The sequence below is a fragment of the Bdellovibrio sp. MYbb2 genome (genome assembly GCF_056175685.1).
Genome location: NZ_JBJKJI010000001.1, coordinates 515534 through 538293, shown reverse-complemented (window position 1 = coordinate 538293; position 22760 = coordinate 515534). Strand labels below are relative to the sequence as shown.

Sequence of the window (22760 nt, the reverse complement as noted above, 5' to 3'; positions counted from 1 at the left end):
CCAGGAGTAAACTAGACGGGCATTTCAAAAAACAATGGGTCCTGCTCAAAGTTCAGGGGCCCGCGAAAGGTATTATGAGTTCTCTTGTAGGTCATCAGATACAGCAATCCGATAAAATCAAATCCATGGTTCAGGATCTTGTTGGCGAAGTTGGAAAACTAAACGCACAGATCACTGGCATTCGCCCCGCAATGGATGAATTTAAAGATTCTGGAAAACAAAAGATTGATCTTGCCGGTCAGTTCCGTGGTCGTCCTTTGCACTATCCGTACATGGGCACGGGTGCAGGTCGCGGTCCTTACGTTGAACTTGAAGACGGCAGCGTGAAACTGGATTTGATCAACGGTATCGGCATTCACTTGATGGGCCATTCTCACCCACGTGTGATCGCTGCTGCTGTTCGTGGTTCTTTGTCAGACATTCTGACTCAAGGCAATCTGCAGCCGAACAATGAATACCGTTTGTTCACTGAAAAAATGGTGAAACTTGCCAGCAAAAAAAGCCGCATGAAATATGCGTGGATCGCAACTTGCGGCACCATGGCCAATGAAAATGCGCTGAAACTTTCCCGTCAAAAAAATTCTCCGGCGCGTTTTGTGATGGGCTTCAAGGACGCCTTTGCCGGTCGTTCCACAATGATGGCGGAAGTCACCGATAATCCGGCATACAAACAGGGTCTGCCTGAATATCACGAAGTTCTGCGCGTTCCTTTCTTTGACAAGCGCGATCCAAAATCCGGCGAAAAAGCTTTGAACGTGATGAAAGAGCACGTGGCAAAACATGAAGGCAATATTTCTGTCTTTGGTTTTGAACCGATGCTGGGCGAGGGTGGTTATCAGGCGGCTCCGCGTGAATTCTTCATCCCGCTTCTGGATTTCTGCAAATCCAAAAACATCGCGATCTGGGCGGACGAGGTTCAGACCTTCACACGCACGGGTGAATATTTTGCCTATGAAACTTTGGATATCGGTCAGTACATCGACATCTGCACGATCGCAAAAACGGCGCAAATCGGTGCGACTCTTTACACTGAAGAATACAATCCAAAACCAGGCCTGATCGCGGGCACGTTCTCGGGCTCCACACCGTCTTTGACAGCGGGTATGGAAATGCTGGACATGCTGGGCGAAGGTTTCCTGGGTCCGCAGGGTCGTATCAATCAAATTCACAGACGCTTCATCGACGGCATCAACCGTTTGAATGAAACATCCTGCAAAGGTATTGCTCAGGATGCGGGTGGTATGGGTCTGATGATTGCGTTCACTCCGCACGACGGCAAAAAAGAAAGCGTGAATGCATTCCTGAACAAACTGTTCCAAAACGGCGTGATCGCTTTCCCTTGCGGTAAAGATCCGGTTCGCGCGCGTTTCCTGGTGCCGGCGATCATTGAAGACGCTGACATCGACATCGCTCTAAAAGCGATCGAAAAAACTTTGCTTGAAGGAGTCTAGTTGGACTTCATCGAGGCCTGCCGACAACTGATCGCTATCGACAGCTCACCCACTCATGGCAATAAAGAATTGTCCAAGTGGGTGGCGGCCTTTTGCCGTCAGCGTGGATTGCACGTTGAAGAACAAGAGGAAGTTGTCGGGGACCTTGAGCAGGCAAACGTGATTGCGCGCCCTCTGGCGGAGCGCCCGGAAGCTGAGTTCCTGCTGCAAACGCATCTGGACACGGTGGATCCGGGGCCGTTTTCCCTTTGGACAGATACGGGCAGCAATCCTTTTGATGCGCATATCATCGACGGAAAAATCCATGGCCTGGGGGCTGCGGATGTGAAGCTTGATTTCTTGTGCAAACTGGAAGCTCTGGCTTCGTTTGGAACCAACCGTGCCTGGCGTTTGCCGCCAGTGCTGGTGGGGACCTTCGGGGAAGAATCCGGAATGCAGGGGGCCCTGAAGCTGATTCGCAAAAACAAGATTTCTGCGAAGATGGCCATGATCGGGGAGCCCAGTGATCTGCGCGTGATCAATGCGGCAAAAGGTTTTGCCAGCGTTGAAATTCACGTGCCATTCTCGGATGAAGAGATGCGCTATCGGGAAGAACACAACCTGCGTGAAAGTACCTCGACTCAGTCCAAGATTTTCCGTGGCAAGGCGGCGCATTCTTCAACCCCGCATTTGGGGGAAAGTGCCATTGCCAAGATGTTTGAATATCTCATGATGCTTCCTGATTCAGTGAACGTTATGGAGATGGATGGCGGGATCAATTTCAACACTGTTCCCAGTCATGCGTTTTTAGAAATCGATATGGTGAACCAGATTCCTGAGCCCATTTCGCGCAAGATTGCCAATATCTATCGCGCGGTGAAGGCACTGGAGCTGGAATTTCTGGATCACAAGGATGATGATTTTTATCCGACCACGCCGACATTGAATATTGGACTTATCCGCACGAATGAAGGCGACATTCAGATTTCCGGTTCATGCCGTATCCCTCCGGTGATCACGCATGAAATCTATGAAGGCTGGATGGATCGTCTGCGCCAGGTGTGCGAAGCCAACGGCGCCACCTTCCGTGTGAATGATTATAAAAAGCCCTTCCGCACCGAAGTGACTTCGATTCTGGCAAAAGGGTGTCTGGATGAATTGCGCGCGATGGGGCTTGATGACAAGCCAATCACCCAGGCTTCAACCAACGAAGCCAGCATCTTTACCCGCGTTGGTATCGAGTGTGTGTGTTTCGGTCCCGGCAAAAGGGAAGGAAATGTGCACACCCCTCAAGAGCATGTCTCGATTGAGGATCTGCACAAAGCTATTGAGTTTTATAAAAGGATCATCGAAAGGTTTTGTTTATGAGTTTCATAATACGTCCGGTACAGCACGATGATTTGAATCAGCTGGTGGACCTGGCAAAGCAGTTCAATTTATTGAACCTGCCGGGTGATAAAAAAGTGATCGGTGAAAAGATCGATCGCAGCGAACAGTCGTTTGCGGGCAAGCTTTCCAAAACCCAGTCCGAATATCTTTTCGTTCTGGAAGACGTTGAAGAAAAATACGTCGTGGGAAGTTCTCTGGTTCTGGCCAAACACGGTAACGACGAAGTTCCCCACAGTTATTTCAAAATTTTCAAGCGTGACCATTTTTCTCAGGATTTGGGAGTGGGCTTTATTCATCAAGTTTTGCGCTTTCAGCTGGATTTTGACGGTCCAACAGAAATCGGAGGACTTCTTGTTGATAAATCCTATCGCCGTCGTCCGGAAAAACTGGGAAAGCAGATAAGTCTTTCCCGCTTCCTGTACATGGGTCTTTATCCGGAACGTTTTGAAGACCGCGTACTGTGTGAACTGACGCCGCCACTGACAGATGAAGGCCGCAGTGAATTCTGGGAGGCTCTGGGTCGCCGATTCACCGGCCTTCCTTATCAGGAAGCGGACTTGTTGTCCCAGTCCCACAAAGAATTTATCGAAAGCCTGTTTCCGCAAGATGATATCTATCTGTGCCTGCTGGATGCAAAAGCGCGCCTGGTTCTGGGGCGTGTGGGTGAAGCCACGAAGCCTGCCCAGCATCTTTTGGAAAGCATCGGCTTTAGTTATCTGGATGAGGTCGATCCTTTTGACGGCGGTCCTCACTATGGCGCAAACGTATCCCAGATTCTGCCAATCACTCAAGGGCGCCGCCTGAGAGTCGCGGAGTTCAAGGATGCCGCTTACAAAGAGCAGGGCCTTGTTGCCACGACAGGCGAGGACTTTAAAGCCTCCCTGGCATCAGCGGATGTGCGGGGCACAGATGTGGCACTGGCACCGAAAGTTCGTCAGCTTCTGGGCGTTGAAGTCGGCGAAGAAATTTATATGTCTCCATTTAATTACAACAGAGGAAAATAGAAAATGAGCACCACCATCTTCCCAACCAAATACAAAGGTGACTTTATCAACGGACGTTTTGTTCCGGTCAGCAAAGGGGACGGCGAGTTTAAGGATATCAGCCCGGCCGACTTGTCTGATTTGGTCATGACGGTGCCATTTAAGCACGATCACATCGATGAAGCCTGTGTGGCGGCGAAGAAAGCCTATATGGGCTGGGCGATGCTGTCCGTGGACGAGCGCCGCGGCTATCTGATGCGTTTGAAAGAGCTTTTTGATTCTCACGCGGAACAAATGGCGCAGGTGATTTCCCGTGATACGGGAAAACCAACCTGGGAAGCATTGACTGAAGCCAAAGCCCTGGGTGCAAAGATCGACATCACTTTGAATCAGTCCTTGAATCTGGTGGCAGAAGAAAGAATTCCCAATGCCCTTCCTCAGGTGGAAGGTGTGATCCGTTATCGTTCCCGCGGGGTCATGGCCGTTGTGGGTCCATTCAACTTCCCTGCGCACTTGCCAAACGGTCATATCATTCCGGCGTTGATTGCTGGTAACACCGTGGTGTTCAAACCTTCTGAGCAGACACCGGCAGTGGGCCAGTTCATGGCGGAAATCTATGAAAAAGCCCAGTTCCCTCCGGGCGTGTTCAACTTGGTTCAGGGTGATGGCGCTGCTGGCGGCCGTCTGGTGGCAAGTGAGCACGTGGACGGTATCTTGTTCACGGGTTCTTATGAAGTCGGTTTGAAAATCAAACAAGAGACTTTGAATCATTACTGGAAAATTCTGGCTCTGGAAATGGGCGGTAAGAATGCGACGGTGGTGTGGGATGACGCTGACATGGACAAGGCGATCTATGAAAGCCTTGTGGGTTCATACATGACTGCGGGTCAGCGTTGTTCTTGCACCAGCCGTATTATTTTGCACCCGAAAATTGCCGACGAATTCACCGAAAGATTCTATCAGGCCGCTAAAAAACTTTCGATCGGTCACTGGACAGAAAACGCCTTCATGGGTCCGTTGATCAATGAAGCGGCGGTGGAAAAATACATCCGCTTCCAGGAAATCGCCAACCGCGAAAACTGTGAAAGCCTGATGCGCGGCAAAGCTTTGGATCTGAAACACAAAGGTTACTATGTGACGCCTTCGATCCATCTGGTGAACAAGTTTGATCCAAACAGCGTTTATCAGAAAAGCGAGATCTTTGGCCCGAACGTGGCGATCTATCAGTCAGACAACTTTGAAGAGGCGATGAACATCGTGAACTCTTCCGGTTACGGTCTGGTGATGGCGCTGTTCTCCAAGAACAAGGAACTTTACGAGCAGGCTTTGTTGAAGGCGCGTGTGGGTCTTCTGAACTGGAATCGCACCACGAACGGATCCAGCTCCCGTCTGCCGTTTGGGGGTATGGGTAAATCCGGCAATGATCGTCCTTCCGCGCACTTTGCAATTCAGTATTGCACAGTTCCGATGGCGAGCCTTGAAGATGCGACTCCTTTTGACCCGACAAAAATTCTGCCGGGCATGAACTTGGATATGAAGTAATGAAGAAAACGATTTTGGTTTTGATTCTTGCGGTGGTGATCCTTTTGGCCTCTGTCGGTGGCGGCGTGGCCTATTTGGCATATCAGTTTACCAATTCCCGCCCCAGTGATGTGGCTCAGGATGTGGTTTATGAAGTCACTCCCGGAAAAGGTTTCACCACGATTGCCAAAGAGCTGGAAGAAAAGGGCCTGGTGAAAAACGCCACGTTCTTTAATCTTTTCGCCCGCTTTAAAGGGGATCGTTCCAAAATCAAAGTCGGTGAATACCTTCTTCGCACCAATATGATCCCGGCTGAAGTTCTTGAAGCCATCACTTCCGGAAAAAGCATCGCCCGAAGTTTCACCGTCAGTGAAGGCCTGAGCACTTACGAAATTGCTGACCTTTATGAAAAGCAGGGTTTCGGTTCGGCTGAAAGCTTCATGGCTTTGGTGCGTGATCCAGCCCTGATTCAAAATTTGCTGGGCGAAAAAGCCGACACCCTGGAAGGTTATCTGTTCCCGGAAACCTATATGCTGACCAAGTACACGGATACAAAAACGCTGATCTCAAACATGGTGAAGCGTTTCTTGTACGTTTATAACGAGGTGATGGCGCAGGCTGAAATCCGATCCATGACCCGCACCCAAGTGGTGACATTGGCGAGCATCATCGAAAAAGAAACCGGTGCGCCGGAAGAAAGACCGCTGATTTCGTCTGTCTTCCACAACCGTCTGGCAAAAAAAATGCGCCTGCAAACAGACCCCACCGTTATTTACGGAAAGGCCGAAGCTTTAGGTAAGATCGTGATCAACATCACGCGTTCGGATTTGCAAACGCCCACTCGTTACAACACTTACGTGATTTATGGTTTGCCTCCGGGTCCGATTGCAAACCCCGGTCGTGAAGCGATCTTGGCGGCGGTGAAGCCTCAGGAAAGTCAATATTTGTTCTTTGTCAGTCAGAACGACGGGACACATGTCTTTTCTGAAGACTACAAAGGCCATCAGCGTGCGGTTCAAAAATTCCAGCTGGATCGTAAAGCACGTGAAGGAAAATCCTGGAGAGACCTGCAAAAACGCCCGGGCACTCCAGATAAAAACTAGGGCTCAAAGCCCTCTGGAGCAGTGGCCCGATCGAAGGATTTCGTGTGCGGGTTGTAGCGGAAGATATTTAATCTAGGCACCATCTGATCATCATAAGTTGGTGCCACAATCTCAAAAGTCCCGTCTTTGTCCACATCAGTCAGTGCCAGATTCGTGGCGTTTCCTTGAACCAGAACAAACCCGTCGCGGGTTTCATAAAGTGGCAGTCTTGCTATCAGGGTCAAACCCTCAGCGGCGGCATCATAGACTTCAAGGCTTAAACTGCTGCGGCTTTGGATTTTAAGCACCACCACTTTGGGGCCGTCCGGACCCAGCGTGCCGTCCACCTTGGCGACGATCTTGCGCTCTGAACTTAAGAAAGCATCTTTGACTTTTCCGCGCAGGGACGGGACCACGGCGATCACGGTCAAAGCCATGGCAACCAAGGCAAGGGCTCCCATAAGGATGATTTCTTTTTTCTTGAATGTCGTTTCAGAGGTGGTCGCGTTCATAGGGAAAGTCTGCCATAAAAGTCGTTGAATGAAAAAGCATAACCGCATTAGGATATTCCCTGGCCCAAGGGCCAAGGAGTGCATGTGGCAAAACTGGTAGTTTCTAAATTTGGCGGCACCTCCATGGGAGATGCAGACTGTATGCTTCGCAGTGCGGAAGTCAGCTTCCGTCAGGGTTCAGGCCTGGTGGTCGTGTCTGCAACATCCGGCACCACCAACGATCTGATTGCTCTTGGCAAAACCGCTGAATCCCAAGCCTGGCCAGAGGCAGAAAAAATTCTTTCCAAGATTCAGGACAAACACAACAAGATCGCCCAGGATCTGAAACTGCCGACAGATGCCAAAGCCAAACTTGAAATTCTGTTTGAAGAAATGAGCTCTTTGGCCAAGGGTGTGCACCTTCTGAAAGACTGCTCCGTAAAAGCCATGGACACCCTGATGAGTCTGGGTGAAAGAATGTCTTCCGTACTTTTCACCGAGGCGATGTCTCAGGTTCTAAAAAAACACGGTTCTGCAAAGTCCGCCGAGCTTCTGGATGTGCGCACAGTTCTGCGCACGGATGATCAGTTTGGTAAAGCCAAGCCACTTACAAACGAAGTTGCAAATCTTTGTCAGAAAAATCTGTCCTTCCTGCGTGATGGAAAGAAAGTCATGTGCACCCAAGGTTACATCGGCATGACCGAAGAGGGCATCACCACAACTTTGGGTCGTGGGGGCAGCGACTATTCTGCGGCGATTTTGGCAGAAGGTGTTTCCGCCGACGTTCTGGAAATCTGGACAGATGTGGCGGGGATTGCAACGACGGACCCGCGCCTGTGCCCGAAGGCGCAACCGATCAGTGAGATTTCATTCAAGGAAGCTTCCGAACTTGCGACTTTTGGAGCAAAAGTTCTGCATCCGGCGACTTTGCTGCCGGCCATTCGTAAAAACATTCCGGTCTTTGTGGGTTCAAGCTTTGATGCCGAAGCTCGCGGGACCTGGGTGCGCATGGATGTTGAAGATCACCCGCTGATCCGCGCGATGGCGCTCAGAAAAAAACAGGTTCTGGTGACACTTTCCACTCCGGAAATGCTGTATGCGCATGGTTTCCTGTTCCAGATTTTCAAAATCTTCAATGATCACAAAGTCAGTATCGACGCGATCACCACCTCTGAAATTTCAGTCAGCGTGACCCTGGATGACTCAACTTTGTTGAATAAAAATCTGATCAAAGATCTTTCTCAGATCGCGGATGTTCAGGTGGAGGAAAATCTGGCGTTGATTTCTTTAATTGGAAACAACATCAATCACACTGCAGGCCTGGGAAAAAGAATTTTCGAAGCCATTCCGGACATCAATGTGCGCATGATCTGTCTGGGCGCCAGCAAGCACAACTTCTGCTTCCTGGTCGCTGATGAACAAGGCCCCGAAGCCATCAAACGCCTGCATGCCTGTTTCATTGAAGCCGGCATCGAAGAAATGGCGTAAAAGGTACCTGCTACCTTTTGCATAAACACTGCGGCATGAAAGGATTTGCGAATGGAAAAGAATGAATTTTACAGTTTGTTGGAATCAAGAAAGTCCATTCGTAAGTACAAGGCCGAGGCGGTGCCAAAGGATGTGATCGAGCGTGTGCTGGCGGCAGGGATGCAGGCACCATCAGGGAAGAATCGCCAGAACTGGAGATTCTTTGTGGTGACCGGGAAAAAGCGCGACGAGTATCTGAAGTATTCGCAAAAATCCTGGCTGGGTATCAAGGACGTTTTGTCGCAAAGACTGAAGCCGTCGCTTTACGATTTCACCGAAAGATTTTTCTACACGCTTGGTGATGCGCCGGTGATTGTGTTTGCCTATTCCCACAATGATTCCGAAGAGCGCTATCACACCAGCATCGGTTCGGTGTACATGGCGGTGGAAAATATGAATCTGGCATGTCTGGTGGAAGGCCTTGGCAGCTGTACGATGGGGGCCCCTTTGGAAATCAAGGAAGAGGTCGATCAGTTCCTGGGTGTGGATAAACTTCCGGAATACCAGCGAGGGGAGCTGGAGCTTCTGTGTGCGATGGTGATGGGGTACCCGGATCACAACCCCCCGAAAGCCCCCCGCCAAACCGAGGGTCGCGTAACTTGGTTTAAATAAAGAAAGTTAAGTATATAAAATCATTTATTTTTATTTAAACTAAAGGGTCCTTCTGGGCCCTTTTTCTTTGTCTTAAAACCACCTCAATCGAATAGAGATCCCGCGGGAAGGCGGATTCCCCGTAAAGTCCGTGGTCATCCGGCCTGAAAAACCTATAAGCTCTCGATTTCTTTTGTTTATTCGGCGGTTTTCTCTATCCATGGAAAGGGGATTTTGATATATCGCTTCCCCTATGAATCCAGTTGAAGCCTTAAAGACAAATCCCTTTGTCCTTGCCCCTATGGCCGGGATCACGGATCACGCTTTTCGCACCTTTATCAAAAAATTAGATGCCAGTGTTGTCGTCACCGAACTTGTCAGTGCCAGTGGTATTGAATACAAGTCTGATCGCACGTTGAAGTTGATGAGCTTTGATGAATCTCAACGTCCCATTGGTATCCAGCTTTTTGGTGAAGAGCCCGAGATCGTGGCTCGCGCCGCTCAGGTGGCCGAGGCTGATGGCTGTGACTTTGTGGATCTGAACTTTGGTTGTCCTGTTCCGAAGGTCGTGAAGAAGGGGGCGGGTTCCGCCATCCTGAAAGACCCGGCCGCTGTGCAAAAGATGGTTTCCACCGTCAAAGCGGCGATTAAAATTCCTCTGACAATCAAGATCCGTACGGGCTGGGATGCGAATTCCCGCAACGCCACTGAGATTTGTAATATTGCCTACAACGAAGGGGTGTCCTGGGTTGCGATCCATGGGCGCACCCGCGCTCAGTCCTATACCGGACTTGCGGACTGGGACTTCATCGCCGACGTAAAAGCCAATACCAAGATTCCCATTCTTGGAAACGGAGACATCCTCACTCCTCGCCAGGCGAATTTGAGACTGCAGCAGTCCGGTTGTGACGGGGTTATGATCGGCCGTGGATGCCTTAAAAATCCATTTATCTTCATGGATGCCCTGTCCTTGTGGCGGGGCGAGCCGGTTAAGGACGTGAAGAGGGATTATGTGAGTCTGTTCCAGGGTCTGCAGAAAGAGATCGTGGCGCATTGTGATGAGCACATCACCGGGATCCAGCTCAGAAAGTTTGCAGCTTGGTTCTCAACAGGGTATTCTGGAGCGGCTCAATTCCGTAAGAATCTATTCCAGTCCAAAAGCAATGACGAGATCATGGCCTTAGCGAATGAGTTTTTCGCTGGGATTGGAAATGTAGAACAAGAAGACACCAGTCAGGAAGATTTCTTAATGGGCGGTCACGGTTAACAAACCGTGAACTGCAGGGGCCTCTGATGGCTTTTTGACAAGAGCCTGACGAGCATTTGTTTTGATTTTAGTTTAAGTTTTAAGTGTTTTGTTTTTAGAGAGTTTCATAACGAAGGGTAAATATGATTCAAGATCCGAAGAAAATTAGAAATATCGCGATCATCGCGCACGTCGACCACGGTAAGACGACACTGGTTGACCACTTGATTAAACAAGCAGGTACTTTCCGTGACAATGAGCACGTTGAAGAGCGCCTGATGGACTCCATGGATCTTGAAAAAGAACGCGGGATCACAATCGCGGCGAAGAATGCTTCCTTCATGTACAAAGATATCAAAGTTAACATCGTCGATACACCGGGGCACAGTGACTTCGGCGGCGAAGTTGAGCGTATCCTGAACATGGTTGATGGTTGTATCCTTCTTTGTGATGCTTCCGAAGGTCCATTGCCACAGACTCGTTTCGTTTTGAAAAAAGCTCTAGAGGGCGGCAAAAAAGTTATCGTTTGTATCAATAAAATTGACCGTTCTGATGCTCGTATTCAGGAAGTTCACAATGAATTGTTCGACTTGTTCATCGACCTTGATGCAACTGAAGAGCAATGTGATTTCCACACTGTATACGCTATCGCGCGTGAAGGTATGGCGACTTTGGATCCAGCGGTTAACACTGGTTCCCTGGAAGTTCTTTACGATGCAATCGTAAACCTGGTTCCGCCTCCAACAATTGAAGAAAACGCTCCACTTCAGGTTATGGTTTCCAACATCTCTTACAATGACTACGTAGGTCGTTTGGCGATCGGTCGTATGAGAGCGGGAACAATCAAAGTTGGTGACGAAGTTCTTTGCGTTCAGGCGAATGTTCAGAAGAAAGTTAAAGTATCCGCTTTGTTCCAGTACAAAGTCAGCTCTCAGGTTCCGGCTCAGGAAGTTGGCGCCGGTGACATGGTTGTTATCGCGGGTATGGAAGATTTCACTATCGGTGACACCATCACTTCTGTTTTGGATCCTCGTCCACTTCCGCGTATTCGCGTTGAAGAGCCGACTGTCGGCATGGTCTTCTCTGTAAATAACGGACCTTTCGCTGGTCTTGACGGTAAGAACGTTACTTCCCGTAAAATCATCGAGCGTCTTGAAAGAGAACTTCTGTACAACGTGGCAATTCGCGTTGAGAAAACAGACAGCACTGACGCCTTTAAAGTTGTAGGCCGTGGTGAGCTTCAATTGGGCGTTTTGATCGAACAAATGCGTCGTGAAGGCTTCGAGCTTCTTGTTTCCAAACCAACTGTTGTCTTCAAAGAAGAAAACGGCAAGAAAATGGAACCAATGGAAATCGCGGTTATCGATATCGAAGACGCTTACGTTGGTGCCGTAACTGAAAAGTTGGGTAAACGTAAGGGTGTGATGACCAACATGGTTCAAAAAGGTTCCGGCCGTACTCGTCTTGAGTTCCGTATTCCTTCCCGTGGTCTGATCGGCTACCGTTCTGAGTTCCTGACTGACACTCGTGGTACAGGTTTGCTGAATACCCAGTTCGACGGTTGGGATGACTACCGTGGCGAAATCGAACACCGTTTGAACGGTGCGATGATTTCTGACCGTAAAGGCACTGCAACATCTTACGCGATCTGGAATCTTCAAGAGCGCGGTATTATGATGGTTGAACACGGTGACGATGTGTACGAAGGCATGATCGTTGGTGAACACGCTAAGGAAAATGATCTAGAAGTGAACATCACTCGTGAAAAGAAATTGTCAAACGTACGTGCTTCGGGTTCTGATGAAGCTATCCGTCTGGTTCCAGTGAAAAAATTCACTTTGGAAAGAGCGATGGAATGGATCAAAGAATCTGAGCTGATCGAAGTCACGCCGAAGAACATCCGTCTTCGTTTGCGTGAATTGGATCCGCACAAGCGTAAAACATCGAAGGAATAATGAGTACGAATGTCGCCATTGAAATCAAGGATCTGACCAAAAAATACGACGACAAGATCGCCGTAGACGGAATCAATCTGGAGATTTACAAGGGCGAATGTTTCGGGCTTCTTGGTCCAAACGGGGCTGGCAAATCAACTGCAATGAAGATGATGTATTGCTCAGCCCTGGTTTCAAGCGGAGAACTTTATGTTCTCGGCCTGAATGTTAAAAAGAATTACCGCGAAATCAAATCTCGCATAGGGGTCGTCCCGCAAGAGGACGGCCTTGATCCTGACTTCACAGTCCTTGAAAACCTTCTCGTCTACGCAAGCTTTCATAATATCCCTGTTGCTGAGGCCGATCTTCGGGCTCAAGCCTTGCTCCGTCTGATGAAGCTGGAAGAATATCAGGACCGCTCGGTGGAAACGCTTAGCGGGGGCATGAAGCGCCGTTTGGCGATTGCCCGTGGCCTGATTAATTCCCCTGAAGTGGTCTTCCTGGATGAGCCAACCACGGGTCTTGATCCGCAGGCGCGGGTTTGGATCTGGGATTTCTTCAAACATCTGAAATCTGAAAAAAGCACTTTGGTGCTGACGACCCACTATATGGAAGAAGCCGAGCAGATGTGTGATCGTGTGGCGATCATCGATGGCGGCCGCATTCTGACTGTCGGCAAGCCCCGCGATCTGATTCGCGAGCTGATTGGCAAGGAAGTGGTGGAGTTCGATACAAACCCTGTGGATCTGAACTATTACCTGGGCCGCTTGCGTGCCGAGGGGTTCTCTTATCAGGTTATCAAAGACACAGTTTCTGTTCTGGTGAAAGAAAATCAGGAAGGCCGCCGCGTGGTGGACCTGATTGCCAGCGACAAGATCTTCATCCGCAAGCCGACATTGAATGACGTTTTCCTGAAGCTTGCGGGCCATCAACTGAGGGATGAATAATGAAGCTGAAAGACTGCTTTACGATTCCCAAGGTTGATAGCGGTGCCATGAAAGTATGGTCCCGCAATTTCATGTACTTTAAAAAAACCTGGCTGGTGTCCCTGTTCTGGATTGTTCTTGAGCCGGTGATTTACCTGGGGGCCATTGGTTTTGGTCTTGGTGCCTTTGTGAACAACATGGGTGGCATGTCTTATATTGAATTCTTCTTCCCCGCGCTGCTTTCAACCACTGCGATGATGGTGGCTTTCTTTGAAGGCACCTACGGGAACTACACTAAACTGACTCATCAGAAAACCTACGCGACGATCATGCTGACTCGTGTGGGGCCTGAAGAAATTGTGGCAGGCGAGCTTTTGTGGGCGACCAGCAAAGGTTTCTTCGGTGTGATCGGAGTCACGATCGTGGCACTGTTCTTTGGATTGATTGATTCTTATCGTATCTTGCTGGCGCTGCCGATCTTGTTCCTGATGAGTGCGCTGTTCTCGTGCATCGGAATGATCCTGACTTCTTACGCCCGCAATTATGATTCCTTTATATATTCCACCTCCGGTTTGATCGTGCCGATGAGTCTGCTCAGCGGAACTTACTTCCCGCTGGATCAGTTGCCGGCGGCTCTTCGATATGTGGCCTATTTGTTCCCGCTGACTCACGCTGTGGCGGCGGTGCGCGAAGTGCTGCATCAGGGGCCGACATTGTGGGTTTTGATTCACGTGTTGATTCTGCTGGCGGCGACCTGGATCTGCATGAACATTGCGTTCTTCCGCATTCGCAAGAAACTGCTGAAATAACTTAATCTATCGGGGTGACTTTGATGCCGTGTTTTTTCAAAAGCTCGGCAAAGACACCATCACCGTCTTTCTGGGCGCCCGTGAAGGTGCCGTCATAGATCTTTCCGCACCCGCACATCGGGGATTTGGATTTTAACAGGGCTTCAGTGGCGCCAACGAGCTTGGCAATTCTTAAAGCCTCTTCGGCACCTCGGGTGTATTGCTCAGTCACATCCACACCCTTGTTGGTCAGAACTTTATCGCCGATACGTTCTGCCGGAGGCCGGGGAGTTGAAAGTCCGCCCAATTGTTCGGGGCAAACCGGAATGGCTTCGCCGTTTTGCACCATCTCTTCAATCGGGGATCTTGTCTGGGCTTTGCAGTCATAGCGGCAGTGAACGCCGGAAAGGCAGGCGGATACAATTTTCATTCAGCCTCCTCGCTGCTCTCAAGCTGCTCTTGAGATTCCAGATTTTCCAGTTCTTCCAGGGTCGGAATAGCCTCGTCGGATGTCAGTTCTTCCGGTGGTGGTTCGGGTTGGAAGAAATAGGCCACTTGGGCGCTGGCGATGTCGTATTCTTCCTGAGAAATGCGATGATACTGGAAAAGATCATCAACAATGCGACCCAGTCGCTTGCGCGCAAACGGAGTCAGCTCTTTACGGTAATAGGACTGCGAATACTTCACCGGATTTGGCAGAACCATGGCCAGGAAAGAAGCTTCAACCACCGTCAGTTCCGCCGGGGATTTTTTGAAATAGTACTTTGCCGCGGCTTTGACGCCATAGATGTCTTTTCCGAACTCAACCACGTTCAGATATCTTTCCAGAATTTCTTTTTTGGTCAGGGTGTGTTCGATACGGTCGGTGATAATTGCTTCAAGACCTTTGCGGATAAAGGTGCGGTCCTTATTCAGGAACATGTTTTTGGCAAGCTGCTGGGTGATAGTGGATCCGCCGCGTTTAAAGACGCCGGTTTCCCAACCTTCTTTGGCGTTCTTTTCAATCGCGTCCCAGTCAAAGCCCTTGTGATTATAGAAATTGGAATCTTCAGTCAGTATGATGGTCTTTTGCAGAATGGGGGCGATCTGTTTCAATGGAACATAGTTCTTTGAACCCGGACAAAGTTCGACCTGATACATTTTCGTGACCATGCAGCCGCGAATGTCTTTGTCCGAAGGAAGCCAGGCCCACAATGAACCAGCGGCCACACCCATCAACGTCAGAACACCCAAGAAAAAGAATATTAACTTTTTGATCATGTCAGGATTACTTTTTCACCATTCCGTGATCTTTCATCCATTGCACGGAATTGTGAATGGCTTCGCGGGCCGGTCTTGGCTGGAAGCCAAGCTCTTTCTGTGCTTTGGAAGAATCAAACCAGTGATACATCGTTGCGGTATAGGCATTCTCGCGACTGAGTGGACCCTTCATGCCCATCTTTTCCATGAAGTCACCCACGGCACCCACGGCATGCAAAAGGCCATCAGGCAGCTGATGTTTCGGAGGAGTGACTCCCGCTTCAGCGGCAATCATGGCAAAGAGATCTTTAATCAGAATATTTTCCCCGCAAAGAATATAGCGCTCACCTTTGCGGCCCACTTTCCACGCACTTAAGATTCCAGCTACGACATCTTCTGCCGCCACGACATTCACGCCGCCGGAAGTGTAGAAGTTCAACTTTCCTTGCGCGACTTTGACCTGCATCTTGCGGCTGCCTTTTTTGGCATCACCGCGACCATAGATCGTGGAAGGATTCACCATCACCGCGTCGATTTCATTTTTATCGCAGGCACTTTTCACCAGAATTTCAGCCTGGTGTTTGGTTTCAAAATACCCCAGATTCAGGTCGGCGATATTGTAAGGGGATTCTTCATTCAGAATCTGATCGGGAGTATATCCGGCACCGATGGCCACGACCGAAGACAAATAAACCAGGCGTCGCACTTTGTGTTCGCGGCAGACCGCAATGACGTTGGCCGTTCCCTGCACATTGACCTTGTCCATCTGGGCGCGCTGGGACTTTTTATAGGCAATAACACCTGCCAGGTGAAAGACCGTGTCCATGCCCTTAGTGGCTTCCAGTAAAGAATGAACATCCGTAACGTCGCCATGAACGTATTTGCACCTTACGCCTTCAAGTTCGGAAAGGTCACTTTTCGGGCGAACCAGGGCATAGACGTCGTGTCCTTCTTCCAGAAGGGCTTTGGTCAGCCAGCTGCCCAAAAAACCGTTTGCTCCGGTGACTAAAACTTTCTTCATGTTGTAACGGTCCCTTCTTCTTTGATGCGATCAAGGATGAGCTTGCACAGGCGCGCGAACAAAATACCAAAAATCATTCCAAGCAGTGCCCCACAGACCACGTCCGTCGGGAAATGCACGCCATTGTAAACCCGGCTATAGGCAATCACACTCGCCAAAGTATACAAAGGCACCGTGGCCGGGGGGAAAATAGCCGCTGTAAAGCTCGCGAAACTGAACATGTTGGTGGAGTGATTGGATACAAAGCTGTATCCGCCAAATGGTGCGCGCACCTGAACATCCAGTCCTTGCGTATTGGCCGGCCTCGGGCGCTGAACGGTTTTCTTAAAGGCCCAGTTCCCCACGCCGTCCGAGATTGACACGGACAGAAGAGCAAACACAAAGATGATCAGGCCTTTTTTAAGGCCACGACGCCAGATAAACAGCGCCAGTATCACTGGCACCAGGATGAACTTGAAAAACGGTGTTTTGTGCAGATCTGTGATAAACGGGAAGAATTGATCGGCCCAGGCCGCGGTCCAATGTGAATTCACCAATACAAAAAGACTCTTATCGAGAGACAAAATAAAATCGAGCATCAGAGTGACTTTACCCTAATTTTTCGCTCGCAGAAAGTCTAGGTTCTGCACTGGTCCAAGTGTCACCGGCAAGGGCCTATGGCATCATTCTGTTTATGGACAAAGCAACATGGATTGGGATTCTGGTAGGGGTCGGTGGGATACTGCTTGGCAACCTGCTGGAAGGCGGACACACAAGTTCGCTGATGCAATTGACGGCCTTTATTATCGTTTTAACGGGCACCATCGGAGCCGTGATGGTTTCCAGTTCTGAAAAGGACTTAAAGACCGGTTTGCAGCTGGCTAAAAAAGCCTTTCGTCACGAGGAAAGCCGCAGCAAAGTGCGCCTTCATGAAATTGTCGACTGCGCAAGACTTGCTAAGAAAGAAAACATCCTGGCTTTGGAGCCACGCCTTAATCGCATTGAAGATCCCCTGTTAAAAGGAGTCCTCAGAAATGTGGTCGATGGTGTCGACATAACCACTATTCGCGATATTTTTGAAACACAGATTCACACGGAAGAAGAAGAGCTTTTGGGCGGCGCCAAAATCTGGACAGACGCCGGTGGCTTTGCCCCCACTATCGGAATCATCGGGGCAGTTCTGGGTCTTATTCATGTCATGGGAAATCTGACCGATACAAGTAAATTGGGCGCAGGTATTGCGGTGGCCTTTGTGGCGACGGTGTACGGAGTCAGCTCGGCCAATTTGTTGTTCCTGCCTCTGGGAAACAAACTTAAACGCCGTGTTCAGGCTTTAACCCGTGAAAAAATGATGGTCCTTGAAGGCGGTCTTCTGATTGCCAGCGGGATGAATCCGGTGGTGCTTGAGCAGAAGCTTTACGCCTATCTCGACAGCGATCAAAAATAGGTCGGAAAGAATTCATGGCAAAGAAACACCGCAAACACGAGGAACATGAAAACCATGAGAGATGGCTGGTCTCTTATGCGGATTTCATTACTCTGCTGTTTGCCTTCTTTGTGGTGATGTATGCCACTTCAACTTCCAACGAAGAAAAACAAAAAGAATTTGAAGACTCTGTTAAGCTGAGCCTGCATCTGGTGGGCCGGGGCGGATCAGATGCCGAGCCAAACTCCATTGGCAGTATCATTGGCGAGCTTGAAATGCCTGTCGGGAACTTTCCCAAAAAGGGTGGGCCCGGCGAAGTTGAAGACTATGTGGAAAGAGCTCTGGATAAGTCCATGGACGGTGCTCAAAAAAAGCAGGCCATTCAGGATGTTTATCACGATGCGGTCGGAGTGAGGATTGCTCTTGCGGCGTCCACGTTTTTCCAGGAAGGTTCTGCAAAGCTGAAACCTGAAGCGCTTAAAAGCCTGGATAAAGTGGCGGATGTTCTAAAGACCCACAAAAAAAGAATCATTATCGAAGGTCATACCGATGATCTGCCGATTGGCGGGACTCTGTTCCCGAGCAACTGGGAGCTGGCGGGTGGACGTGCTTCGGCAGTGGTGCGCTATCTGGTGAAAGTGCATCAGATGGATCCAAAGCGTTTTGTTTCATTGTCTTACGGTGATCAGAAGCCGGTGGTGCCCAACGATACGGACGAGCACCGGGCGATGAACCGCCGGATCGAGATTTTCATCGTCACCGACAGTTCCAAAGTTGAAATTTAATTATTCTGGCAAAAGTCCGTCGGGAATCTGACCATTGGCGATCGCGGAAGCGATCTTCAGGTGTTCCGGACTGCCGATGATTTTGATCGCATCTTCCAAGGGAAGTGGATCAGGGTTCTGAATTTTTACCTTCTTAAAGTCCATGATGCGACGATAGCTGATTTCAAGGTCTTCTTTTTTCAAAGATCCTTGGGCCACGGCACCCAGGATGGCATCGTAGGCCTGCGGCGGAACCTCGGGATCATTGCAGTAAAGCAGCAGATCCACGCCGGCTTTCAAGGCGCGCACTGGAACCTCGTCAATTCCATAGTGCTTCGTCATGGCTTTCATTCCCAAGTCATCAGTGATGATCAAACCGCGATAGCGAAGTTCTTCGCGAATCATTTTCTTCACGAATGTCTCTGACAAAGTCACTGGCCATTCAGGATCGATGTTCGGGAACTTGATGTGTGAGGTCATGACCATATCCACGCGAGACTTGAAGGTCTTTCTGAACGGAATCAGCTCGCAGGCTTCAAGGCGGGCCAGATCGGTGTTTTCAACCGGCAGGTCCTCGTGACTGTCAACGATGGTGTTACCATGTCCCGGGAAGTGCTTCGCGCAAGTGATGACATCCGCTTTGATGTAACCACGAACCAGAGCCGAAGCGTGTTTTGCCACCATCTCGGGATCAGAGCTGATGGAACGGTCGCCGATAACGGTGTTGCCTGGGTTTGTGAAGATATCCACACAAGGTGCGAAATCCAGATTGATGCCCACGGCTTTCATTTCAAGGCCCATGCGGTTGGCAAAATGGAAAGACACGGTTGGTGCATCCAGATCGCCCAGTTTTCTCAGCGGTGGCCACACGGTGAATGGAGCTTTCAGACGGTGAACGCGGCCGCCTTCCATATCAATACCGATAAACAGTGGCGCTTTGTCGACTTGCTTGTGACGCAGGGACTGGATTTCGGCGCACAGCTCGCGAACCTGTTTTGGTTCAGCGACGTTACGGCCAAACAGGCACACACCACCGATGTTGTTTTCTACAATGAACTTCTTTTCGTCAGCAGTAAGGGCGTGACCTGATACGCCGATGAACATGTGCTGACCGATGATGTGACTGATACTCATGAACTAGTTCCCTTTTTTCTCTGTTTCCGGTTGAGCCTTGATGATGATTCCCTGTCCTTGTGGGACGCCCATTTGCTTGCTCGGAGCCGGGGCGTTGGCTTCTGCCGCTTTCAGCTTGGTATTGCGAGTGACGACGTTGGCATCACCGGCAGGAACCTTGCCGAATAAAGTTTTTAGCAGAGAGGCGCTGTAGGGGATGTTTCCAATGGCTTCAGAAGGATTTGCCACAAGTTCGGTGACGATGCCCTGGCCCATGGCATTTGTGCCCAGAACTTCGCCGCGTTCATTGACGTAGCTCAGGAACTTGATGTCTTTGTAGGTGTTAAGAATCTTGAAGGACTTAAAGCCGTTGTAGATCTCTTCTTTTCCGACCAGGGCTTGACCCTTGTAGATGGCGCCGTCTTCTTCCGCGATGGCCTGATATTCATAGTTGGTTTCTGATTTCAGACCTTCTTTGGACTTCAACATCAGATACACCAGGAACGTTGAAAGGAAAGTCCCTTTGGGGATCTTTTTTTCGATGCGAGAGACTTTTCCGCCGTTTTTAATCACCCCCGTCAGGGTGCCGCCTTTGAATTTGGCGTCGATGATCTTGGATTCTTTGCCGGCCAAAGAAGTGTATTCATAGGAAATCGGAGTCAGGTCGGCATCCGCATAGGCCTTCAGGCTTTCGGTGGTTTCACTGGGACCTTTTCCCGTTTTCAGGAAGTAGGTGGAAATGAACTGCTTTTTCTTTGGTTCAAATTCATAGCGGCTGATCACATACCCGATGTGTTCTTCGCCGGAGATAACTTTTGCATAGCCTTCAAAAAGAACATCCGCGTGAGCGTGGCCCGCAAACACCAATGTCAGCAAAATCGTCAGGCAAAGTCGTTGGACCATCGTCGAGTTCTCCCTTCGGAACCATGGATAAAAGTCTGTCATCTCACTATAGAACAAGTCAAAGTTTTAGAGGTCGAGTTGTTGCTTCATGAGACAACCTACGAGACAATGCTGGGATACAGATGTTGAACTCACGAAGCACTTTTATTCAGAATCTTAACAACAAGCGGGGGCAGATCGCCCTTTTCGTCGCGTTGATCTTTCAGATTCTTTTCCTGTTCTTTGCGATGGTCATCAACGTCGGTCTTTTGGTTCACCATAAAATCAACCTGCAAAACTCGGTCGATCTTGCTGCCTATTACGGCGCGATGAGGCAGGCCGAGGGCATGAACGTGATTGCCCACACGAACTATCAGATTCGTCAAAGCTGGAAATTGCTGGCTTGGCGCTATCGTATGCTGGGGACGGCGGGGGATTTCGAGGAACATCCGTTTGACAAGATCGGTGGTGGACGTCTGCGCAACAGTGATGATGACAGTATCAATCCTGCGGCACAGAACTTTTACGATTCTCCGTCCTTCTGTATCACTTATATTCCGTTCAAGCCGATGCCAGATGGAGAGAACACCTGCAAGGCGCTGTCTTCGCATACCGGTATCAGTGTCTTTAAGATCCCGCCTGTATTGATCGACTTACCAAGTGTTTCTGGAAGAACTCGAAGCCTTGCCCTGAACCTGCGTGCCAGCTTGATTGAACGCTGTAAGGATTTTGGATCCTTTAATTATCTGATGCTGGGTGGTTTCGTTGTTGCCTTCAATATTGATCAGGGCAACCGGGCCCTGTTGATGTCTTATCTTTCTAAGGCGATGGCACCTAGTTCTCCCGATGCAGATTTCTTTGATATTGATGGCAAGAGCGTGAAACTGGGTATGGAGAACACTCTTAAGAACAATCTCACTGCCGCCAACAACACGTCCGATTTGAAAATGAGCATCTATAATTCATTGGGGCATTCCGCCTGCAATGGTTCTCAAGGAGCCAAAGGGGAGCCAGCTCGTTGGTTGAAGCAGATTAAGACTTATCCTGGATTCAGTTACATTGATACTATCTGTACTACCTCAAGTATTACGCCTAAGCCCAAAATGCTTTCAAACGTTGAATCAGATCTTCCTAATGCAACTGTTGCAGACGGACGCTTCAGAACCGAAGTGGACGAACTGAAGAACTATATCGGCATCCGGGAACCCATCAGCGATATCTACAACTATTCTATCGGGGTGGAAAAGAACCCTTGGTGTATGGCGTATGTGGGTGTTTCCGCGTCAGCCCGTCCGAAGATTCCGTTTTCGCCTTTTGGTTCTCTTGAAATTAAGGCCCGCGCATTTTACAAACCGTTCGGCGGACGAATCGGTCCTTGGTATTACAATAAGTACCCGTCTGGATCAGCATCGTATAACGGTTCTCAAGGCGGTCCTAACGACAAAACAGATCCCAATCTGCCTCCTCGTTTGATGGACCAGGCCCATGTCGGTTTGCCCGGGGATCCGACGCGGATCGCGAATTATAGCCGTTATGTTGGCGATAAAGTGGGGCTGAAAAGTCGCCGGGTTCTTTATCAGTACGGCAGAGCTATCTATAAGTTAGATCCTAACTGGGTTGTGGGTTCTGACGGGAACGTTGAACCGGGCAATGCTCCGGTGAACTACGGAGACACGGCCCCGAATTTCGAGCACTGGAAGCACTTGCCATTTAATTTCTATCAACGGGGTGGAAATCAGGATTTACTCGCGTGGGATCATACTAATGATCAGCCCTCGCGCATGCGCATGCTTGAGTTGTCGGCGATTCTGCCTGATCCGTTTGATCTTACTTATTACTCCATTGAGCCAGATTTCTATCACAACTACTACACCCGCTTGCGTGATGGCTTCTTGAAATCAGTTGGTTCTGGCTACTATGCCGAAAACAAAGAGTTCCTAGGGGATATCGGAACCCACAAAGGTTCCAATAAAGAAGGCATCAATTGGGACAAGTTCAGCGTCATCGATCAGTACAAAGCTGTCGCCGGGAATACATTCATGCGGCAGTTTTTGGATATTGCCGGAAAGCTGACGTATATCTCAACCAAATGGCAGGATGTTCTGACTTCCTGGGCGCCCGTCAGTCTTGTGGACTACAGTTTGGATCCAGCCAAGTTCGGAAAATGCACAATCACTCCAAGAGGCGCTGATTCCGGTGAACCGGAAGTTCCGAACCCAGGAAACTGTGTTTCGGGTGGTACAACAGGTTATTCTGTAAAGATGGTTTCATCAGACTACCTTCGCCGCACGGATCTTGAGCTGGGTGGCGTCGGTGTGCGTGGGGCATTGCTGAATCCACCACCTGAAGACAGCGAGTTCTAAACAGATTTCATCTGAGCGTCTCATTCTAAGACAAGCCCCGAAAACTTAAGAAACTCTGACTTTTG

Annotated in this window: 21 protein-coding genes; 14 read left to right on the top strand and 7 right to left on the bottom strand. The window is 49.6% G+C overall.

Translation table 11 applies throughout. From position 1 onward, the window contains the following. Positions 1 to 74: 74 nt before the first annotated feature. Genes AC04MQ_RS02615 through mltG form a run of 5 tightly spaced genes read left to right on the top strand, consistent with a single transcriptional unit; the run spans position 75 to position 6426 of the window. The gene (locus AC04MQ_RS02615; RefSeq protein ID WP_475390942.1) at positions 75 to 1451 is read left to right on the top strand and encodes an aminotransferase class III-fold pyridoxal phosphate-dependent enzyme; all 1377 of its coding nucleotides are present in this window, start codon (positions 75 to 77) and stop codon (positions 1449 to 1451) included. Beyond that, positions 1452 to 2798, top strand: coding sequence for a M20/M25/M40 family metallo-hydrolase (locus AC04MQ_RS02610; RefSeq protein ID WP_475390940.1), 1347 nt, complete (start codon positions 1452 to 1454; stop codon positions 2796 to 2798). Then, entirely contained in the window at positions 2795 to 3823 is a 1029-nt protein-coding gene (locus AC04MQ_RS02605; protein WP_475390938.1) for an arginine N-succinyltransferase, read from the top strand. The genes AC04MQ_RS02610 and AC04MQ_RS02605 overlap by 4 nt, the downstream gene beginning before the upstream one ends. Positions 3824 to 3826: 3 nt before the next feature. Beyond that, the gene (locus AC04MQ_RS02600) at positions 3827 to 5344 is read left to right on the top strand and encodes a succinylglutamate-semialdehyde dehydrogenase (RefSeq protein WP_475390936.1); all 1518 of its coding nucleotides are present in this window, start codon (positions 3827 to 3829) and stop codon (positions 5342 to 5344) included. Then, positions 5344 to 6426, top strand: a complete 1083-nt coding sequence (gene mltG / locus AC04MQ_RS02595; protein WP_475390934.1) for an endolytic transglycosylase MltG — start codon at positions 5344 to 5346, stop codon at positions 6424 to 6426. Before AC04MQ_RS02600 ends, mltG begins: the two co-directional genes overlap by 1 nt. Here the strand turns inward: mltG and AC04MQ_RS02590 are convergent. Further along, positions 6423 to 6917 (bottom strand): hypothetical protein, encoded by a 495-nt coding sequence (locus AC04MQ_RS02590; protein ID WP_475390932.1) that lies wholly within the window; start codon positions 6915 to 6917, stop codon positions 6423 to 6425. The two genes, mltG and AC04MQ_RS02590, sit on opposite strands and share 4 nt — an antisense overlap. Before the next feature lie 84 nt (positions 6918 to 7001). On the opposite strand from AC04MQ_RS02590, the gene lysC reads away from it, so the two are divergent. The 6 genes from lysC to AC04MQ_RS02560 all read left to right on the top strand — a co-directional run bounded on the left by lysC (position 7002) and on the right by AC04MQ_RS02560 (position 13929). Further along, positions 7002 to 8384 carry a lysine-sensitive aspartokinase 3 gene (gene lysC / locus AC04MQ_RS02585; protein WP_475390930.1) on the top strand — a complete coding sequence of 461 codons (1383 nt, stop codon included), beginning with the start codon at positions 7002 to 7004 and terminating at the stop codon, positions 8382 to 8384. A gap of 51 nt (positions 8385 to 8435) precedes the next feature. Further along, positions 8436 to 9035, top strand: coding sequence for a nitroreductase family protein (locus AC04MQ_RS02580; RefSeq protein ID WP_475390928.1), 600 nt, complete (start codon positions 8436 to 8438; stop codon positions 9033 to 9035). 232 nt (positions 9036 to 9267) lie between these two features. Then, entirely contained in the window at positions 9268 to 10281 is a 1014-nt protein-coding gene (gene dusB, locus AC04MQ_RS02575) for a tRNA dihydrouridine synthase DusB (protein ID WP_015089325.1), read from the top strand. Positions 10282 to 10403: 122 nt separating this feature from the next. Further along, positions 10404 to 12215 carry a translational GTPase TypA gene (gene typA, locus AC04MQ_RS02570; protein ID WP_015089326.1) on the top strand — a complete coding sequence of 604 codons (1812 nt, stop codon included), beginning with the start codon at positions 10404 to 10406 and terminating at the stop codon, positions 12213 to 12215. Continuing rightward, complete coding sequence (locus AC04MQ_RS02565) at positions 12215 to 13141, top strand: ABC transporter ATP-binding protein (RefSeq protein ID WP_015089327.1); 927 nt, start codon at positions 12215 to 12217, stop codon at positions 13139 to 13141. Before typA ends, AC04MQ_RS02565 begins: the two co-directional genes overlap by 1 nt. Beyond that, on the top strand, positions 13141 to 13929 hold the full coding sequence (locus AC04MQ_RS02560; RefSeq protein ID WP_475390926.1) for an ABC transporter permease: 789 nt from the start codon (positions 13141 to 13143) through the stop codon (positions 13927 to 13929). The genes AC04MQ_RS02565 and AC04MQ_RS02560 overlap by 1 nt, the downstream gene beginning before the upstream one ends. 1 nt (position 13930) lies before the next feature. On the opposite strand, the gene AC04MQ_RS02555 is transcribed toward AC04MQ_RS02560, so the two are convergent. From AC04MQ_RS02555 to AC04MQ_RS02540, 4 genes are read right to left on the bottom strand one after another with little or no spacing between them, the layout of a single operon-like run. Beyond that, on the bottom strand, positions 13931 to 14338 hold the full coding sequence (locus AC04MQ_RS02555) for a 2-thiouracil desulfurase family protein (protein WP_475390925.1): 408 nt from the start codon (positions 14336 to 14338) through the stop codon (positions 13931 to 13933). Beyond that, positions 14335 to 15168 carry a monofunctional biosynthetic peptidoglycan transglycosylase gene (gene mtgA / locus AC04MQ_RS02550; protein ID WP_015089330.1) on the bottom strand — a complete coding sequence of 278 codons (834 nt, stop codon included), beginning with the start codon at positions 15166 to 15168 and terminating at the stop codon, positions 14335 to 14337. The genes AC04MQ_RS02555 and mtgA overlap by 4 nt, the downstream gene beginning before the upstream one ends. 7 nt (positions 15169 to 15175) lie before the next feature. Further along, positions 15176 to 16168 (bottom strand): SDR family oxidoreductase, encoded by a 993-nt coding sequence (locus tag AC04MQ_RS02545; RefSeq protein ID WP_015089331.1) that lies wholly within the window; start codon positions 16166 to 16168, stop codon positions 15176 to 15178. Next, positions 16165 to 16746, bottom strand: a complete 582-nt coding sequence (locus tag AC04MQ_RS02540; protein ID WP_475390923.1) for a phosphatase PAP2 family protein — start codon at positions 16744 to 16746, stop codon at positions 16165 to 16167. Before AC04MQ_RS02540 ends, AC04MQ_RS02545 begins: the two co-directional genes overlap by 4 nt. A 95-nt stretch (positions 16747 to 16841) precedes the next feature. On the opposite strand from AC04MQ_RS02540, the gene AC04MQ_RS02535 reads away from it, so the two are divergent. After that, positions 16842 to 17594: a flagellar motor protein gene (locus AC04MQ_RS02535; protein WP_475390921.1), complete on the top strand. Its 753-nt coding sequence runs from the start codon at positions 16842 to 16844 to the stop codon at positions 17592 to 17594. 14 nt (positions 17595 to 17608) lie between these two features. After that, positions 17609 to 18358, top strand: a complete 750-nt coding sequence (locus tag AC04MQ_RS02530; protein ID WP_015089333.1) for an OmpA family protein — start codon at positions 17609 to 17611, stop codon at positions 18356 to 18358. Here AC04MQ_RS02530 and nagZ read toward each other — a convergent pair whose 3' ends face one another. Next, positions 18359 to 19471: a beta-N-acetylhexosaminidase gene (gene nagZ / locus AC04MQ_RS02525; RefSeq protein WP_475390919.1), complete on the bottom strand. Its 1113-nt coding sequence runs from the start codon at positions 19469 to 19471 to the stop codon at positions 18359 to 18361. A gap of 3 nt (positions 19472 to 19474) precedes the next feature. After that, positions 19475 to 20353, bottom strand: a complete 879-nt coding sequence (locus AC04MQ_RS02520; protein ID WP_475390917.1) for a hypothetical protein — start codon at positions 20351 to 20353, stop codon at positions 19475 to 19477. Between the two features lie 122 nt (positions 20354 to 20475). Between AC04MQ_RS02520 and AC04MQ_RS02515 the strand changes: the two genes are divergently transcribed. Then, the gene (locus tag AC04MQ_RS02515; protein WP_475390915.1) at positions 20476 to 22695 is read left to right on the top strand and encodes a Tad domain-containing protein; all 2220 of its coding nucleotides are present in this window, start codon (positions 20476 to 20478) and stop codon (positions 22693 to 22695) included. The last annotated feature ends 65 nt before the right edge of the window (positions 22696 to 22760 follow it).